Below are 17,375 nucleotides of genomic sequence, written 5' to 3'. Positions count from 1 at the left end.
GTTTTTTTCTGCGATATGGGGAATATATATAGATAGTCTGCTGAGCACCCGATATGTTGGTTGGGAAAGATATGGTGATGGAAATGGCCGTTTACCAGTTAGCAAAAAATGATAAGGGGCAATATCTCTGTCCGAAATGCCAGGGGAATCTTCGGTTTGTCGATGGCACGGCCGTACAGATTGTCGATGGGCGGGCGGATATGTCTGCCATATTGCCGAAATACGAGTGCCATCACTGTGGCATATATTTTCAGGAGCTGCTGGGATCGGGGTTCTTCGATGAGCACGATCTGCCGCAGCAGCCTAAAACCAAGGTGCTCAATGTCCGCCGTACTGGCGATCTTGAGCCGATGATCCTCAAGAAGGATGTCAACAATCAATGTGTCTGCCCGCGTTGCGGCCAGAAGATGGATTTCGTTGAGGGACAGGCCGTCCGCATCGTGGATGGCCGTGCGGATATGGAAAACGTCAAAGATCATTTTGATTGTCCGCATTGTTCATCAAAATTCCGCCGGATAGCATCAACCGATTATTTCCAGTGGTCAGAAAAATAATTGCAGTTTTGCTTGCATCCGTCCATAAATATCGGTATCATTAAGGAGATTGATGTTTTTTGAAGGGGGGATAGTGATGCAGCGCCAAAGACAACAGAAAAAACGCCGGTTCAGCTGGTTTTTTATCCTGATGGTTGGCAGTGTAGTCTATTTTTCCTCGATTCTCATCTCGCAGCAGCTTTACCTGCGCCAGGTAGGCCAGGACCAGGCCGCAGCAGAGGCCCGGCTGGCCGCCGCGCAGAAGGAGAATGAAGCTCTGCGGCAGGAGAAAGAAAAACTCAATGAACTGGGGTATATCGAGAAGATTGCCCGGGAAGAACTCGGGATGACCCGGGCGGGGGAATTGCCCTATACGACCGGGCGCAGCAAATGATTATGTTCCTTGACACTGTTTAGCGTGCAAGGGTATAATAAAGCGTGTATTCTTTAATACTTAAGGGGGAAGAATTAATTTGTCCATTGAAGTTGGCAGTGTGGTTGAGGGTGTCGTAAGCGGCATCACGAACTTTGGTGCATTCATCGAATTGCCAGAGGGTAAGACTGGTCTCGTCCACATTTCGGAAGTCGCAGATGTTTATGTAAAGGATGTTCATGACTTCCTCGCAGAAAAAGATAAGGTAAAAGTCAAGGTCCTGACGATTGATGAGAAGGGCAAGATCGGTCTTTCCATCAAGCAGACTCAGGAGAAGAAACCAGAGGAACATGCCACTACCCAGCAGCATGCCGCCACGAATAATTCTTCCTTCCGGACGCCGCGTCCTGCACGCGGGCCGCGTGATTTCCGGAAACCGAATAATCGTTTCAACAATACCTCGGCATCCTTTGAGGATAAGCTCTCGCGCTTCCTCAAGGACAGCGATGAGCGTCTAACGGACTTGCGCCGCAAGACGGACTCGAAACGCGGAGGCCGTGGTTCCCGCCGTTCGGACTGATGGGACGATCGTAGTTCGTAGTTTCAAAGCACTCTGCATAAGGGTGCTTTTGTTCGTTTGCCCGCAGATTCGAGGAAGGTCAGGTGACAGGTGTGCTGGAACAGGTCGAGCAATTCTGCTTGGAACATGGGCTGCTGCACCGTGGGGACCGCATTGTCGCAGCGTGCTCGGGCGGCCCTGATTCGCTGGCGTTGCTGGTGATCTTGTGGCAGCTGCGCCGCAAATATGATCTGCAGATCGTGGCGGCGCATTTCGAGCATGGTATCCGCGGGGCGGCATCAAAGGCCGATGCTGATTTTGTGCAGGCTTTCTGCCAGCAGCGGGGGATACCGGTGCAGCTGGCTGCGACTGATGTCCCCAAGGAGGCTGCGGCCCAGGGGCTTTCGCTGGAGACAGCGGCCCGTGAACTGCGCTACCGTTTTCTGGAGCAGGTGCGGCAGACGGCAGGCTTTGATGCCATCGCTGTGGCGCATCATGCCGATGACCAGGCAGAGACTGTGCTCATGCGCATCCTGCGCGGCACGGGAACCCAGGGGCTGGCGGCGATGCGTCCGCGCAGTGGCAAGGGGGGCACGATCATCCGTCCGTTATTGGGGGTGACGAAGGCGGCGATACGCGCGTTTTGTGCGGCGCAGGGCTTGCAGCCATGCGAGGACGCCACCAATGAGCAGGCAGAATGCACGCGCAACCGCCTGCGGCTGGCGACGCTGCCGGCACTCAAGCAGGCGTACAACCCCGAACTTGCGCGGGCCCTGTGCCAGCTGGCAGAGGTAGCCGCTGCCGAGACGGAATACATCGAGGCGCAGGTCGAAGCACTGTGGCAGGATACCGCGCGTGTGCGCCAGCAGCCGCTGGCCCTGAACCAGCAGGGCTTCAGCCAGCTGCCGCTGGCGTTGCAGCGCGGCCTGGTGCGCCGTTTCTGGCAGGCCGCAGCTGGCAGCCGGCAGGACTTGGGGTTTGGGCAGGCGGAGAAGCTGCGCTTACTTTTGCGAGTGGGGCAGACAAGCAGCCAGCTGGAACTTCCCCATGGCTTTGTGGCCCGGCTGGCCTATGGCTGGCTGACCTGTGCACAGCGGCCTGAGACCGCAGCGGCGCCTGCGCCAGCAGACTTGCAGATACCTGGCTGCACGCAATGGGGCAGCTACCTCTGCACGGCTGAGTGGTGTGCGGAGATCGCACCAGCGCCCACACCGTGGGAGCTCTACCTGCAGCCTGATGATCTTGCGGAGCCGCTGGTCATCCGCCAGCGTGAGTCTGGCGATGCGATACAGCTGCCTGGCGGCCGCAAAAAGCTGAAAAAACTGCTGATCGATGACAAGATCCCCCAGCAGGAACGCGACCAGCTGCCGATTCTGGCGGCTGGCCATGAAGTATTATGGGTGGCAGGCCATCGGCGCAGCACACGCTGTGCGGTGGCTTTCGATAGACCATTGAAAAGAAGAGTTTTATATCTCAGACTGGAAAGAAGAGAGGAAATTTATCATGATGAACGATGATATCGAGAAGGTAGTATATTCGGAGGAACAGCTCCAGGCAAAAGTAGCCGAGCTGGGCCGCCAGATCACGGAAGACTATAAGGATGTCAAAGAAGAGATCTACTGTGTCGGTATTTTGAAGGGGGCAGTGACGTTCTACACGGATCTGGTCCGTCAGATCGATCTGCCGGTACATTTCGATTTCATGATCGCTTCGAGCTATGGCAATGGCACGTCGACGACGGGCTCGGTCAAAATTTTGAAGGATCTTGACTACGATATTGAAGGAAAACACCTCATCGTTATTGAAGATATAATAGACTCGGGTACGACCATGAACTATCTCATGAAGTACTTCCGTGAGCGCAAGCCGAAAAGCGTCAAGCTCTGCTCGCTGCTCTCCAAGCCGTCCCGCCGTACGGTGGATGTCGATATTGACTACTGCGGCTTTGTAGTACCGGATGAGTTCCTGGTCGGCTATGGCCTCGATTATGCCGAGGTATACCGCAACCTGCCGTATATCGGTGTCCTGAAGCCGGAGATTTACGCCTGAGCCAGTAAAAGAAAAAGACCGGAGGAGCCTTTGAAAGGCCCCCGAAAGGGAGGGCAATGGATTGAATAAGTTTCTACGCAATGTAGGGTTCTACCTGTTGATTATCCTGGTCGCCATATCGATCATCGATTATTTCTCAACAAAGAACACGACGAAGCAGGAGGTGGAGTACACCAAATTCCTGCAGCAGGTGGATAATGGTGAAGTGGCCAGAGTCGTGATCATCCAGAACACGATCCGCGGTAAGCTGACCGATGGTACCGAGTTTACGACCATTACACCGGATGCTCCAAATAATGACCCGCAGCTCTACCAGAAACTGAGCAGCAAGAATGTGGATATCGCGGCGGAAAATCCGCCCGAGCCCCCCTGGTGGTCGACGATGTTCTCGTCGGTACTGCCAATCCTGCTGCTCGTCGGTGTATGGTTCTTTATCATGCAGCAGACGCAGGGCGGCGGTGGCCGTGTCATGTCGTTCGGCAAGAGCCGTGCGCGCATGAGCGGTGCGGATAAGATCAAGGTCAATTTCAAGGATGTTGCTGGTGCTGATGAAGCCAAGCAGGAGCTCGAAGAAGTCGTCGAGTTCCTCAAGCATCCGAAGAAATACAACGATCTCGGGGCCCGCATCCCGAAAGGTGTGCTGCTTTCAGGCCCCCCGGGAACTGGTAAGACCCTTCTGGCCCGTGCGGTCGCTGGTGAGGCTGGTGTGCCGTTCTTCTCGATTTCCGGTTCGGATTTCGTGGAGATGTTTGTCGGTGTCGGTGCTTCGCGTGTCCGTGACCTGTTCGATCAGGCCAAGAAAAATGCGCCCTGCATCGTATTCATCGATGAGATTGATGCAGTAGGCCGCCAGCGTGGTGCTGGTGTTGGCGGTGGACATGACGAACGTGAACAGACGCTCAATCAGTTGCTGGTCGAGATGGATGGTTTTGCTGCTAATGAAGGCATCATCATCATTGCTGCGACCAACCGTCCGGATATTCTTGACCCCGCTTTGCAGCGTCCGGGCCGCTTCGACCGTCAGGTCGTCGTTGACCGTCCGGATGTCCGTGGCCGCTTGGCTATCCTCAAGGTACATACGAAGGGCAAGCCGCTTGATGATGCTGTCGATTTGGATATCCTTGCACGCCGTACGCCGGGCTTCACGGGTGCGGATCTCAGCAATCTTGTCAACGAGGCAGCACTTTTGGCAGCACGCCGCGACAAAACAAAGATTTTCATGGGTGAACTCGAAGAAGCTATCGAGCGTGTCATGGCTGGTCCGGAACGCAAGTCGCATATCATGAATGATGAGGAGAAACGCCTGACGGCTTATCATGAGGGCGGCCATACTCTTGTGGGGATGCTCCTCAAACATGCCGATCCGGTCCATAAGGTCACGATTATCCCACGCGGCCGCGCCGGCGGCTATACGCTGATGCTGCCGAAGGAAGACCGCAACTATGCGACGAAGTCAGAGCTCCTGGATCGTCTCAAGGTCGCCATGGGCGGACGTGTAGCTGAAGAGATCGTGCTCAAGGAAATCAGCACGGGTGCTTCCCAGGATATCCAGCAGGCGACGCGCATGGTACGCGGCATGGTCATGCAGTACGGCATGAGCGATGTGCTCGGCCCGGTGGCTTATGGCGAAGCCCAGAACCATCAGGTATTCCTGGGACGCGACTTCAATCATGAACGCAACTACTCGGAAGAGGTTGCCGGCGAGATCGATAAGGAAGTCCGCAAGTATCTGGAAGAGGCTTATGAAGCCTGCCGCAAGCTCATCACGGAGAACCGGGACAAGCTTGAGCTCATTGCCCAGGCACTCATGGAACGTGAGACGCTGACGGCCAAACAGCTCGAAGAGCTGCTGACGAACGGCAAGCTGTCTGATGAGGATGAGAAGAAAACGGATTCCTTGGATTTTGAAGAAAAGAAGGACGATTGGTCGTTCTTTGATCCAGCACCTGTTGGGAAGATCGAGCAGCAGGATGATGCGGATGCATCAACGGCTGCCAAAAAGGAAGACGAGGAAGCAAAAGAAACGGTGACGGAGGAGAAGACGGGCGCAGAGAAAGAAGAGAAAGCGGAACCGAAATTCAACGTTACCCATTATGATCGCTGAGCAAGCGGAAAAAAGACCTACCCTGCTTTGAGGGCAGGTCTTTTTTAATGGCTGGATTCGTTGTATAATGGACAGGTGTGAATGGGCAAAGGAGGAAATGCCATTGCGGACTAAGATACTCGAGATCCTGCGCAGTGCAGGTGATGGATATATATCAGGCGAAGAGATGGCGAGCCGGCTCGGCGTTTCGCGGACGGCAATCTGGAAACACATCCGGGAGCTGCGCGAGAACGGCTACGATATCGTCAGCCATTCGCGCAGCGGCTATTCGCTGCGCGAAGCGCCGGACCGGCTGCTGCCGAATGAGATCCGGCACGGTTTGCAGACGCAGTGCGTGGGGCGGGAAATTCACTTCGAGGAGGTCCTCGATTCGACCAACAACGTGGCCAAACGGCTGGCGGCGGCTGGCGCAGCAGATGGCACCATCGTCGTGGCCGAGCAGCAGACCGGGGGCAAGGGACGCTTGGAGCGCAGCTTCTTTTCGCCAGCTGGCAAGGGGATCTGGTTTTCCGTCATCCTGCGTCCGCCGTTCATGCCACAGGAGGCACCGAAGTGCACGCTGCTGGCGGCAGTGGCAGTGGCCAAGGCCATGGAGCGGTTCGGCCTGCCGGCTGGAATCAAATGGCCCAATGACCTGCTCTATGAGAACCGCAAGCTCGTCGGCATCCTGACGGAGATGAGTGCCGAAATGGACCGCATCAATCACATCGTCATCGGTATCGGCATCAACGTCAACATCCTGCCGCAGGAGTTTCCTGCTGAGATACGCAAGACGGCTACCTCCCTGCAGGCAGTGAATGGCGGTAAGCCTGTGCCGCGGGTGAAGTTCTTCCAGGCTGTACTCGAAGCGCTGGATGCGCTTTATGCTGAAGTGGCAACTCAGGGCTTTGCACCGGTGCTGGCCGCCTGGCGCAAGTATACGATCACGCTGGGGCAGGAAGTGCGTGTCATCGGTGTGCGTGATGGCGAAGAATATACCGGCATAGCGGCAGACATCGATGAAGATGGTGCCCTGCTTGTCGACGCAGCGGATGGACGTCACCGCGTACTGGCTGGCGACGTGTCCATCCGGCCCAAGAAGTAAGAGATTCAGGAGGAGTATCCTTTGTTATTAGTATTCGATATTGGCAACAGCAACATCGTTATGGGAACGTATGAGGGGAAGAAACTCATCAAGCATTGGCGTATCTCGACGGACCGGCAGAAGACCGGCGACGAATACGGTATGCTGATGAATGACCTGTTCCGCTATCAGGGCATCCGCATGACGGATATCCATGCCATCATCATTTCGTCGGTCGTGCCGCCACTGGTCGTGCCGATGGTCAAGATGTGCGAGCGTTATTTCCACATCCGGCCGCTGGTGGTCGGCCCGGGCATCAAGACGGGCATCAAGCTGCATTATGAGAATCCGCGCTCCATCGGTGCTGACCGTATCGTCAATGTCGTCGGTGCTTATGAGCAGTATGGCGGCCCGCTCATTGTCATCGATATCGGCACTGCGACGACCTTTGATGTGGTCGGCGATACCGGCGATTTCCTCGGCGGCGTCATTGCACCGGGCATCGGCACGAGTGCCGATGCGCTGTTCCAGAGCGCTGCACAGCTGCCGCGCATCGAGCTCGTCCCTCCGAAGCAGATTATCTGCCGCAATACGATCCAGGGGATGCAGGCTGGCATCATCTTTGGCTATGTCGGCCAGATCGACGAGATCGTGCGGCGCATCAAGACGGAATATGGCAAGGACATGAAGGTCATCGCTACGGGCGGCCTGGCGCGCATGATCGCCAAGGAATCGGCGACGATCGATAAGGTCGATCACTTCCTGACCCTGACGGGCTTGCAGGCACTCTACGAACGCAATGCTGACCGCCGCGAGGGGCATAATCCTGAGCGCCTCAAGAAGGAGAACGAAGCATGAGCATGGATATCGGCAATTTCCATTTCGAGCAGCCGGTATTCCTGGCACCGATGGCTGGTGTGACCGATACGGCTTACCGTATCATCGCGCATGATATGGGCTGTCCGCTCTGCTATGCGGAGATGGTCAGCAGCCAGGGCATCCACTTCCGCAACGAGCGCACGCTTGAGATGCTGAAGACTGAGAGCGGCGAGCGCCCGATTGCCATGCAGATCTTTGCCAATACGCCGGAGATGGCGGCTGAGGCGGCCAAGTATGTCGAAGACCTCGGCACGGCGGACATCCTGGATTTCAACATGGGGTGCCCGGCACCAAAGATCGTCAAGAATGGCGAGGGCTCGGCACTTATGCGCGAGCCGGCCAAGGCTTTTGCAATCCTGTCGGCCATCCGCAAGGCGGTCAAGATGCCATTCACGGTCAAGATGCGCAAAGGCTGGGATGACGACAATGTCAACGTGCTGGAGATCGCCAAGCTGGCCGAGGAGGCTGGTGTCGATGCGATTGCTGTCCATGGCCGCACGCGCGAGCAATTCTACCGGGACAATGCGGATTGGGAGATCATCGCGGCCGTCAAGCAGATGGTAAATGTGCCGGTCATTGCCAATGGTGACGTGCGCAGCTGTGCCGACCTCAAGAAGATACTGGTGGTGACTGGGGCTGATGGCGTGATGATCGGCCGGGCGGCACAGGGCAATCCGTGGATCTTCCGGCAGCTCACGCATTATCTGCAGACTGGCGAGGAGCTGCCAGGTCCGACGATGCAGGAGCGTGCAGAGGTAATCCTCCGGCATCTGGATCTGCTGCTCAAATACAAGGGTGACTACGTTGGCCCGCGCGAGATGCGCAAGCATGCGACTTGGTATACGCGCGGGATAAAGCACGGGGCGATTCTGCGCGACCGCTTCAACAAGGCGGAGACGCGGCAGGACTTTGTGGATATCATTGAGGAGTTTTTCTGACGAGAAAGAAGGATATAGATGGCAGAAGAAAAGACGTCAATCTGGAATCAGTACAGTGAAGAGGAAAAGCAGGAACTCGAGGCGCTCAACCGAGGGTATCGCGAGTTCCTGTCGAACTGCAAGACGGAGCGTGAAAGTGTGACTGAGGCTGTACGGCAGGCTGAGGCAGCAGGATACCGCGACCTCTATGAGGTCGTCAAGAATGGCGGGACGCTAGCCGCTGGCGACAAGGTCTATGCGGTCAATATGAAGAAGGCTGTCGTGCTGTTCAATATCGGTGATGAGCCTCTCGAGCAGGGCATGAATATCCTTGGGGCCCATATCGATACTTGCCGGCTCGATGTCAAGCAGAACCCGCTTTATGAAGATGGTGGCCTGGCTTATCTTGATACGCATTATTACGGTGGTATCAAGAAGTACCAGTGGGTTACCCTGCCGCTCGCACTGCATGGCGTTGTCGCCAAGAAGGATGGCCGTGTCATCGATATCTGCATTGGTGAGGATGAGGCAGATCCGGTATTCTGTGTCACGGACCTGCTGATACATCTGTCCCAGGAACAGCTGAAGAAGAATGCGGCCAAGGTCATCGAGGGTGAGAATCTCGATATCCTCGTTGGCAATTACCCGCTCAAGAAAGACGATAAGGAATCGGTCAAGGATGGTGTGCTGAAACTCATCAAGGATAAATACGATATCGATGCGGAAGATTTCCAGTCGGCTGAGCTCGCGTTGGTGCCAGCTGGCAAAGCACGTGAACTTGGCTTTGACCGCAGCATGATCCTGGCTTATGGTCAGGATGACCGCGTTTGCGCGTATACTTCGCTGGTGGCTATGCTGGCGACTGGCCGTATGAAACGTACGGCTTGCTGCCTGCTGGTCGATAAGGAAGAAATCGGCAGTGTCGGTGCGACGGGCATGCAGTCGCATTTCTTCGAGAACGCCGTAGCGGAGCTGCTGAATGCCTGTGGTGCCTATACGGATCTTACCCTGCGCCGTACGCTGGCTAACTGCAAAATGCTGTCTTCGGATGTGTCGAGTGCTTATGATGCGCTTTATGCGAGTGCCTACGATAAGAAGAATGTCTCCTATCTGGGCCGCGGCATGGTGTTCAACAAGTTCACGGGGGTGCGTGGCAAGTCGGGTTCGAATGATGCCAATGCAGAATACCTGGCGGAGCTGCGCCGCATCATGGATGGCAACAACGTCCACTACCAGCTTGCGGAGCTTGGCAAAGTAGATCTCGGTGGCGGTGGTACGATTGCTTACATCATGAGTCTCTATGGCATGCAGGTCATAGACAGTGGTGTTGGCGTCATGAGCATGCACGCGCCATGGGAAGTCACGAGCAAAGTTGATGTCTATGAGGCCCGCAAGGCCTATACGGCTTTCCTAAGCGAGGCTTAAAACGGATAAAAAGGACTGCTGCACAGCAGAGAATGCGTGCAGCAGTCCTTTTTGGGTACGAGTAAGTTTTATGGTTGCGGGCGATCCAGGTCTGCGGCCTTGCCTTTGTATTCAGGCGGCCGTTTTTCCAAGAAAGCCTTGATGCCTTCCTGGTAGTCTTCGCCCTCGAATACCCGGGTGCGGTAGGCATTGATGTGTTCGAAGTTCTCGGCACTGATGACTGTGGAGGCACGAGAGAGAATGCGGAATTGGCGCTTGATGGCGCTGATAGAAACCACGCTGTTGCGGCGTAGCGGTGCAAGGAATTTAGTTTCCAGCATATGGTCTAGATCGGAGGCTTCTGCAACATGATTGATAAGGCCTACATTCAAGGCATCGTCGGCGGTTATGGGGGTGCCCAGGAAGAACATCTCGCGTGCCTTGTTCATGCCCAACTGGTTGATGAAGTGCAGGATGCCAGAGGCATTGTAGGGAATGCCAATCTTGGCTGGGGTGATGGCAAAGGTGGCGGTATGAGCACTGATGATCATGTCGCAGGAAAGGCAGAGGTCGCAGGCACCACCCCAGACGGTACCGCTGACACAAGCGATGACAGGAATGGGGACATCCTGTACTGCCCGCATGAGCTTTTCCATGGGCACGTCAAAGCCAAGCGGGTCAGACCCGTCCAGTGGCAGTTCACGGATATCGTGGCCGGCACTCCAGACACCTTTTTTGACTTGCGCTTTCAAGACAACGCCGACGCATTCACTGGCATAGGCTTCGTCCAGCGCGGCAATGAGTTCTGTGCACATTTGTTCACTCAGACAGTTGAAGTGGTCAGCGTTCTGCATTTCCACATAGGCAATGCGGTCCTTGATTTCTGTATTTACCAACATAAGCGCTCCTCCTATACGGATAGATCCGGCAGGCAAGTCCTGGCCCATTTGTACTACATAATTCGCCAGTCTGCAGCTATTTCCCTGCTGGCAAAGGATTGACGCTGCGATTTTGCCGGGAAAGAAACCGCGCGGATAAAAAAGTGGCTGTTGCCCCGGCGTTTTGTCGCAGGCAACAGCCACAGTGTGTATGCAGTTGGAAACGGAAATCAATCCTCGATAGCGGTCTCGAGGGCAATCTTAATCATATCGTTGAAAGTCGTCTGGCGTTCTTCGGCTGTGCAAGCTTCGCCTGTCAGCAGATGGTCGCTGACCGTGAACAGAGCCAGTGCCTGGACATGCGCTTCCGCTGCAAGCGTGTAGAGAGCAGCTGCCTCCATCTCGACGGCAAGGATGCCGTATTTGCGGAGCTTGTCGTTATCAATCTCGTCATCGTAGAAGCGGTCGACGGAGATGATGTTGCCGACTTTGGCGTGCAGACCGAGTTTACGCGTGTTGGCTACTGCCTTCTCCAGCAGCTCGAAATCAGCCAGCGGTGCGTAGTTGATCGAACCGCCGAAGATGTTCTTGATGATGGATGAATCCGTGCTGGCGCCCTGGGCAATCAGCACGTCGCGGAGCTTGACGTCCGGATGCATGCCACCGCAGGTACCGACGCGGAACAGTTTCTTGCAGCCGAACGAATGGATGAGCTCATGGACGTAGATGGAGATGGACGGAATGCCCATGCCTGTGCCCTGTACGGAGACAGGAACGCCCTTGTACGTACCCGTATAGCCCAGGATATTGCGGACGGACGTGTACTGTTTCGGATTGTCGAGGAAATTCTCGGCGATGAATTTAGCTCGCAGCGGATCGCCCGGCAGCAGGATGCGCTCAGCGATATCGCCCTTTTCGGCGCCAATATGTGGTGTAGCCATGATGTACTCCTTCTTTCCTAAAGCGGATTTTTGAAAATTTGAAACCTATAAACCAATTATAAAAAAAAATAGGAAATAAGAAAAGGGCAAATGTCCAAAAAATATTATAAAAGCATTAAAAGCTGTATAAAATACGGGGAAATACTGGCTTTAGTACCTGATTTGACAAAGACGTGCTAATTGTGCTATAATCACGTACGTTGATATAAGTTGTCAAGACAATCGCGGCTGGCGCTTGACGCCAGATGAGGAAAGTCCGGGCTCCACAGGGCAGTGTGCTGGATAACGTCCAGCGAGGGTGACCTTAGGGAAAGTGCCATAGAGATTTAGACCGCCTGCTTGTCAGGTAAGGGTGGAAAGGTGCGGTAAGAGCGCACCAGCAGTCAGGTGACTGGCTGGCTTGGGTAAACCCCACACGGAGCAAGACCAAATAGGGAAGGGATGATGCGGCCCGCGGAACCTTCCGGGTTGAGTCGCTTGAGCCGGCAGGCAACTGCCGTGCCTAGATAAATGATTGTCACCGCGCAAGCGGAACAAAACTCGGCTTATTGATTGCTTATAGCAACGTGAAATGAATACTGTGGCTGTCAGTGATGGCAGCCAATTTTCATGTCTGGATGTTTTCTGAAAAGAAGATGAAAGAATAAGCCGCATTAAGACTAAATAAGAGAATATTTAAAAAATAGCAGGAATACGACGGCTTTTGTCGTATTATATACATTGGGTTCTATAAAGGATGGAACAAGCCGAATCCAACCCAGGAGCGGGGGAACCAATTTCTTGGGGCGAACGTCAGGCTCACGGCAAGCGTGAAATTGACGCGGGTGGTCTTCTCTACCCGAGCCCGGCAGCTAACCTCGTAGGCGAATAGAGAGAGGAGTGGCTTTTTGAGTAAAGCAATGCGCGTGTTTGCGCTATCCATGATCCTTATGTGCTGGTTTTCCGTATGCGGTGCTTCGGCATTCCGTGTAGGCGATCAGGGCACCGAGGTAGCAGAGATACAAGGACAATTAGTCCGTCTCGGCTACGACGTTTCGGCTGATGGCGACTTCGGTCCGGCCACGGCTGAGGCAGTGAAGGCATTCCAGTCTTCGCACGGTATGAATGCAGATGGGCAGGTAGGTTCCTCGACTTACGTGGCGCTGCTCGGCAAAGCGATGCCGGCTGTGAAACATGCTGCCAACTACATCAACCGCACGATCCTTTCCGAGTCCATGCAGTACCTTGGTGTACCGTATGTATTCGGTGGCACGACGCCGAACGGCTTTGACTGCTCCGGCTACGTGCAGTATGTCTTCGCTCATGCTGGCGTCTCCCTGCCGCGCACGGCAGATGTCCAGTATGAATGCGGCACGCCGGTTTCCTCCGGTGAGCTCATGCCAGGTGACCTGGTATTCTTCTCGACGTATGATGCAGGTGCGTCTCATGTCGGCATCTATCTTGGTGACCGTCAGTTCATCAATGCATCGTCGAGCCGCGGCGTCAGCGTAGCATCGCTTGACAGCTCCTATTGGGGCTCCTGCTACATCGGCGCACGCCGGGTGATGTAAAATGACCAGTATGGTTGGGAGAGGCTGAGAGCCTCTCCAATTTTTTTAATAAGAATGAGGAGGGCAGGATGGGCGATCTTTTTTTGGCACTGCTGATATTTCTGATGGCAGCCTATACGTTTTGGGACGAGCTGTTTACAAATTAATCTGAAATATTCGCATACGCAAGCAGGAATTTTGTCATGCGCCACGAAATACATAAACAATGAGAACCTGTAGATGGGACTAAGATGTAAATGATGGATTCAGTTTGTGAGGAGTGACCATAATGGCAAAAGTAAGAATTCTCAACATGATGTTCTATGGCTTCCATGGCGTTTATGAATATGAGCGTGAGCAGGGCCAGAAATTCTATCTCGACATCGAGATTGAGACGAAGGATGACCGCATGGCTGAAACCGATGATGTCAAGGATGGTGTTGATCCTGCTGCTATCTATGACATTGTCAAGGACGTCACGGAGAATAAGCGTTTCCAGATGCTCGGCGCTTTGTCTGCGCATATCGGCGACAAGCTGCTCGCCAAGTATCCGCATTTCCATTCGGTCACCGCGCGTATCCGCAAACCCTCTGTGCCTATTTCCGGGCCTATCGATTATGTCGAAGTTGAGACTACCCGCGTGCAGGACTGATAGAAGCGCGTTTGAGGTCATCAGCCATATCTTGGCTGATGGCCTTTTGTCATGTCCGCAGGATAACAGGTTGGTAAAAATTTCTGAAAATGTAATGGAAAGTGTTGCATTCGATTTAAATATTCGCTAAGATGAATAAATGTATAGGTCTAAGGATGGCGATAGCATGGAATCCGAAGATAGATATTATTTGGCGGCATTGGCCCACTCGCCTGGAGCAGGCAGCCGCCTGCTCCAGCAGCTGATGGGGCATTTCCCTTCGGCACGGGCAGTATGGCAGGCAGGGGCTGAAAGTCTCGTCCTGCAGGGAAAGCTGACCTCTGGCCAGGCACAGCGGCTGGCGTTGTTCTGCCGCAAGCAGCCACACCTTCCGGAGCAGCTGGCAGTGGATTGCCAGCGGGCGGGGGTGAGACTGTGTGCGATTGGCCAGCAGGAATATCCTTATATATTGAAGGAAATCTTCGATCCGCCGCCGGTTCTCTTCTATCGTGGGGAACTGCAGCCGCAGGCTGAGCGCATCGCGATGGTGGGGGCCAGACGCTTTACCCCGTATGGCGAGGGCATTGCCCTGGAGCTTGGCGAATGGCTGGCTTCTGCGGGCATCACAGTAGTCAGCGGTGCTGCTCGTGGCATCGATACGGCTGCCCATAAAGGCGCGCTGAAAAGCGGCCGCACGGTAGCTGTGCTGGGCTGCGGCGTGGATGTGGCCTACCCGGCAGAAAACCGGCGTCTCTTGGCGCAGATCGTGGAAGCTGGCGGCGTGGTCATTTCTGAGTATGGACCGGGCACACAGCCGCTGCCGGCTTTTTTCCCGGCACGCAACCGCATCATCAGCGGCCTGTCGCGTGGGACGGTAGTCGTGGAGGCTGCCAGCCGCTCGGGGTCGCTGATCACAGCGCAGCTGGCCTTGAATGAGGGGCGCGACGTGTTTGCAGTCCCTGGCAGCATCTATTCGGCGACGAGCCAGGGCTGCCACCAGCTGATCCAGCAGGGGGCAAAGCTTGTGCAGTGTCCGGACGATATCCTCGAGGAATACGGCCTGGTGGCGCCGCCGAAGCCAAGGAAAGTTCGCCGATTCACGCCAGCGGAACGCCAGGTATGGCAGGTACTTTCTTTTGAGCGGCCGTTGTCCTTGGATGAGATCATCCAGAGCCTGCCGGATGGCGAAATGTCGAATCTGGCCTTTATCCTTCTGCAGATGGAGCTTAAAGGCCTTGTCATAGAGAATGAGCTGCACGCTTACCGGCGTGCTGAGAGGGAGTGAAGGTTTGGCTGCAGCAGCAACGAAAACCAAAACGAAAGCAAAGGCGAAGACCAAGGTAAAGAAAACCTTGGTCATTGTAGAGTCGCCGGCCAAAGCGAAAACTATTGAGAAATATCTGGGACGCAAATACATGGTTCGCGCGTCAATGGGACATCTGCGCGATCTGCCGAAGAGCCAGTTCGGCATCGACGTAGATAACGAGTTCGAGCCTAAATACATCAACATCCGTGGCAAGGGCGACCTCATCAAGGCGCTCAAAAAAGATGCCAAGAATGCGGATAAAGTCTATCTCGCAAGTGACCCGGATCGCGAGGGCGAGGCGATTGCCTGGCATCTGTCGTATATCCTGGGGCTCAATCCTGAGGAAGACTGCCGCATCGTGTTCAATGAGATCACCAAGCCAGCGATCCAGGATGCCGTCAAGCATCCGCGGGCTATCAATATCGATCAGGTCGATGCTCAGCAGGCGCGCCGCATGCTCGACCGCATTGTCGGCTACAAGCTGTCACCGCTGTTGTGGCGCAAGGTGCGCAAGGGCCTTTCCGCTGGACGCGTGCAGTCGGTCACGGTCAAGCTGATCTGCGACCGCGAGAAGGAGATCCAGGCCTTCGATTCGGTGGAGTACTGGACGGTAGGCCTCAAGCTGCGCAAGGATAAGTCCGCCATGTTCGGTGCGGAACTCACCCATGCCGATGGCGAGAAACTGGACCTGCACAATGAGCAGGAGACCAAGGCGCTGCTGGATGACTTTGGCAAGCAGGAACTCAAGGTAGAGACCGTCAAGAAAAGTGAGCGCCGCCGCAAGCCTGCGGCACCGTTCACGACGAGTTCCCTGCAGCAGGATGCAGCCCGCAAGCTGGGCTTCACTTCGCGCAAGACGATGATGCTGGCCCAGCAGCTCTATGAAGGCATCGAGCTGGGACGTCATGGCGCAACAGGCCTTATCACGTATATGCGTACGGACTCCACGCGCCTGTCGGATCTGGCCCAGGATGAGGCCCGCACGTATATCAGCGAGCAGTTCGGCGCAGACTATATCCCGGCCAAGCCTAATGTCTATGCGGCTGGCAAGAAGGCGCAGGACGCCCATGAGGCTATCCGGCCGACGGATGTCAACCTGACACCGGAAGCGCTCGAGAAATTCCTGAACAAGGATCAGCTGAAGCTCTATACGCTGATCTGGCAGCGCTTCACGGCCAGCCAGATGACGCCAGCTGTCTACGATACGATGAGCATCACCATCAAGGCTGGCGAGCGATACACAGTGCGCGCTGCCGGCTCGAAGCTCAAGTTCGCCGGCTTCACGGCTGTTTATGCCGGTGCTGATACGACGAAGAAGGAGAAGGATGTCGTCCTGCCGGAACTGGCAGAGGGCGATATGCTCACGACGGCTAAGACGCTGCCGCAGCAGCACTTTACCGAGCCACCACCGCGCTATAATGATGCTTCGCTGGTCAAGACCTTGGAAGAGAAGGAAATCGGCCGTCCGAGCACCTATGCGCCAATCATCGAGACCATCCAGGCGCGTGGCTATGTGCAGCGCATCGACAAGCATTTCCAGCCGACGGAACTCGGCTTTGTCGTTGTCGATATGCTCGAGGAGTATTTCAAGAATATCGTTGATGTCAAGTTCACGGCTAATCTGGAAAATGAACTCGACGAGATTGCTGAGGGCAAGGTCAAGAAGAACAATCTGCTGCGTGAATTCTATGATCCGTTTGAAGAAACACTCGAAAAAGCCGATGAGGCCATCGGACATGTTGAGCTGCCTGTCGAGGTATCGGACGTGCCGTGTGAACTCTGCGGCCGCATGATGGTGGTCAAGCAGGGGCGCTTTGGCAAGTTCCTGGCCTGCCCGGGCTTTCCCGAGTGCCGCAATACGAAACCATTGCTCGTGGACACGGGGGTCAAGTGCCCGAAATGCGGTGGGGCCATCGTTGAGCGCAAGACGCGCCGCGGCCGCAATTTCTATGGCTGCAAGAATTATCCGGAGTGCGATTACACGACCTGGGATCAGCCGCAGCAGGAGAAATGCCCGGAATGCGGAGCCTTCATGCTCAAACACCATTACAAGAATGGCCGGGCGTTGCTCTACTGCAGCAACGATGACTGCAAGACGCGCATCGACCATCCCATCAACAAGGAATTAGAAAAAATGCGCCAGCGCGCAGAAGCCAAGAAAGCCCGGGAGGCAGAAAAGGCTGCGCAGGAGGCGGAAGAGGAAAAATAA

The 17,375-nt window shown here is 55.1% G+C and carries 16 protein-coding genes, 1 other RNA gene and 1 riboswitch; of the genes, 15 read left to right on the top strand and 2 right to left on the bottom strand.

Going from position 1 to position 17,375, the window contains the following annotated elements; all coding sequences use genetic code 11:
- Window positions 1–53: 53 nt before the first annotated feature.
- The 10 genes from BM181_RS08390 to BM181_RS08345 all read left to right on the top strand — a co-directional run bounded on the left by BM181_RS08390 (window position 54) and on the right by BM181_RS08345 (window position 9,902).
- Window positions 54–554 (top strand): hypothetical protein, encoded by a 501-nt coding sequence (locus tag BM181_RS08390; protein ID WP_255449296.1) that lies wholly within the window; start codon window positions 54–56, stop codon window positions 552–554.
- Window positions 555–630: 76 nt separating this feature from the next.
- Window positions 631–927, top strand: coding sequence for an FtsB family cell division protein (locus tag BM181_RS08385; protein WP_075443814.1), 297 nt, complete (start codon window positions 631–633; stop codon window positions 925–927).
- A 79-nt stretch (window positions 928–1,006) separates the two neighbouring features.
- On the top strand, window positions 1,007–1,486 hold the full coding sequence (locus BM181_RS08380) for a S1 domain-containing RNA-binding protein (protein WP_075443812.1): 480 nt from the start codon (window positions 1,007–1,009) through the stop codon (window positions 1,484–1,486).
- An 83-nt stretch (window positions 1,487–1,569) separates the two neighbouring features.
- Window positions 1,570–2,982 carry a tRNA lysidine(34) synthetase TilS gene (gene tilS / locus BM181_RS08375; protein WP_075443810.1) on the top strand — a complete coding sequence of 471 codons (1,413 nt, stop codon included), beginning with the start codon at window positions 1,570–1,572 and terminating at the stop codon, window positions 2,980–2,982.
- A complete protein-coding gene (hpt, locus tag BM181_RS08370) occupies window positions 2,969–3,514 on the top strand; it encodes a hypoxanthine phosphoribosyltransferase (RefSeq protein ID WP_075443808.1) in 546 nt (181 codons plus the stop codon). Before tilS ends, hpt begins: the two co-directional genes overlap by 14 nt.
- Before the next feature lie 61 nt (window positions 3,515–3,575).
- The gene (ftsH, locus tag BM181_RS08365; protein ID WP_075443806.1) at window positions 3,576–5,618 is read left to right on the top strand and encodes an ATP-dependent zinc metalloprotease FtsH; all 2,043 of its coding nucleotides are present in this window, start codon (window positions 3,576–3,578) and stop codon (window positions 5,616–5,618) included.
- A gap of 103 nt (window positions 5,619–5,721) precedes the next feature.
- Window positions 5,722–6,702: a biotin--[acetyl-CoA-carboxylase] ligase gene (locus BM181_RS08360; protein ID WP_075443804.1), complete on the top strand. Its 981-nt coding sequence runs from the start codon at window positions 5,722–5,724 to the stop codon at window positions 6,700–6,702.
- 21 nt (window positions 6,703–6,723) lie between these two features.
- Entirely contained in the window at window positions 6,724–7,539 is an 816-nt protein-coding gene (locus BM181_RS08355) for a type III pantothenate kinase (RefSeq protein WP_075443802.1), read from the top strand.
- Window positions 7,540–7,541: 2 nt separating this feature from the next.
- The gene (gene dusB / locus BM181_RS08350) at window positions 7,542–8,498 is read left to right on the top strand and encodes a tRNA dihydrouridine synthase DusB (RefSeq protein ID WP_075443884.1); all 957 of its coding nucleotides are present in this window, start codon (window positions 7,542–7,544) and stop codon (window positions 8,496–8,498) included.
- An 18-nt stretch (window positions 8,499–8,516) separates the two neighbouring features.
- Window positions 8,517–9,902 carry an aminopeptidase gene (locus tag BM181_RS08345; RefSeq protein WP_075443801.1) on the top strand — a complete coding sequence of 462 codons (1,386 nt, stop codon included), beginning with the start codon at window positions 8,517–8,519 and terminating at the stop codon, window positions 9,900–9,902.
- 68 nt (window positions 9,903–9,970) lie between these two features.
- Here the strand turns inward: BM181_RS08345 and scpB are convergent, their stop codons facing one another.
- Both scpB and deoD read right to left on the bottom strand, forming a co-directional pair.
- Window positions 9,971–10,780, bottom strand: coding sequence for a methylmalonyl-CoA decarboxylase (gene scpB / locus BM181_RS08340; RefSeq protein WP_177207186.1), 810 nt, complete (start codon window positions 10,778–10,780; stop codon window positions 9,971–9,973).
- Window positions 10,781–10,989: 209 nt separating this feature from the next.
- Window positions 10,990–11,700, bottom strand: coding sequence for a purine-nucleoside phosphorylase (gene deoD, locus BM181_RS08335; RefSeq protein ID WP_075443799.1), 711 nt, complete (start codon window positions 11,698–11,700; stop codon window positions 10,990–10,992).
- A gap of 206 nt (window positions 11,701–11,906) precedes the next feature.
- Between deoD and rnpB the strand changes: the two genes are divergently transcribed.
- From rnpB to topA, 5 genes are all read left to right on the top strand, one after another.
- An RNA gene (gene rnpB, locus BM181_RS08330) (RNase P RNA component class A) lies at window positions 11,907–12,263 on the top strand.
- Between the two features lie 171 nt (window positions 12,264–12,434).
- A riboswitch (cyclic di-AMP (ydaO/yuaA leader) is annotated at window positions 12,435–12,582 on the top strand.
- Between the two features lie 17 nt (window positions 12,583–12,599).
- Window positions 12,600–13,250 (top strand): C40 family peptidase, encoded by a 651-nt coding sequence (locus BM181_RS08325; RefSeq protein ID WP_173371176.1) that lies wholly within the window; start codon window positions 12,600–12,602, stop codon window positions 13,248–13,250.
- Window positions 13,251–13,518: 268 nt separating this feature from the next.
- Window positions 13,519–13,881, top strand: a complete 363-nt coding sequence (folB, locus tag BM181_RS08320; RefSeq protein WP_075443797.1) for a dihydroneopterin aldolase — start codon at window positions 13,519–13,521, stop codon at window positions 13,879–13,881.
- Between the two features lie 166 nt (window positions 13,882–14,047).
- Complete coding sequence (gene dprA, locus BM181_RS08315; protein WP_075443796.1) at window positions 14,048–15,145, top strand: DNA-processing protein DprA; 1,098 nt, start codon at window positions 14,048–14,050, stop codon at window positions 15,143–15,145.
- Entirely contained in the window at window positions 15,108–17,375 is a 2,268-nt protein-coding gene (gene topA, locus BM181_RS08310; protein WP_143092148.1) for a type I DNA topoisomerase, read from the top strand. Before dprA ends, topA begins: the two co-directional genes overlap by 38 nt.

It is taken from the genome of Pseudoselenomonas ruminantium, from assembly GCF_900113715.1.
In the GTDB taxonomy this organism is placed as follows: domain Bacteria; phylum Bacillota; class Negativicutes; order Selenomonadales; family Selenomonadaceae; genus Selenomonas_A; species Selenomonas_A caprae.
This window is presented reverse-complemented; position numbering and strand designations above follow the sequence as displayed.

Bases quoted from the DNA above. Each gene is read 5' to 3' on its own strand.
- BM181_RS08390 (WP_255449296.1), top strand. From the start codon at position 54: ATGTTGGTTGGGAAAGATATGGTGATGGAAATGGCCGTTTACCAGTTA.
- BM181_RS08385 (WP_075443814.1), top strand. From the start codon at position 631: ATGCAGCGCCAAAGACAACAGAAAAAACGCCGGTTCAGCTGGTTTTTT.
- hpt (WP_075443808.1), top strand. From the start codon at position 2,969: ATGATGAACGATGATATCGAGAAGGTAGTATATTCGGAGGAACAGCTC.
- dusB (WP_075443884.1), top strand. From the start codon at position 7,542: ATGGATATCGGCAATTTCCATTTCGAGCAGCCGGTATTCCTGGCACCG.
- BM181_RS08345 (WP_075443801.1), top strand. From the start codon at position 8,517: ATGGCAGAAGAAAAGACGTCAATCTGGAATCAGTACAGTGAAGAGGAA.
- scpB (WP_177207186.1), bottom strand. From the start codon at position 10,780: ATGTTGGTAAATACAGAAATCAAGGACCGCATTGCCTATGTGGAAATG.
- deoD (WP_075443799.1), bottom strand. From the start codon at position 11,700: ATGGCTACACCACATATTGGCGCCGAAAAGGGCGATATCGCTGAGCGC.
- BM181_RS08325 (WP_173371176.1), top strand. From the start codon at position 12,600: ATGCGCGTGTTTGCGCTATCCATGATCCTTATGTGCTGGTTTTCCGTA.
- folB (WP_075443797.1), top strand. From the start codon at position 13,519: ATGGCAAAAGTAAGAATTCTCAACATGATGTTCTATGGCTTCCATGGC.
- dprA (WP_075443796.1), top strand. From the start codon at position 14,048: ATGGAATCCGAAGATAGATATTATTTGGCGGCATTGGCCCACTCGCCT.
- topA (WP_143092148.1), top strand. From the start codon at position 15,108: ATGAGCTGCACGCTTACCGGCGTGCTGAGAGGGAGTGAAGGTTTGGCT.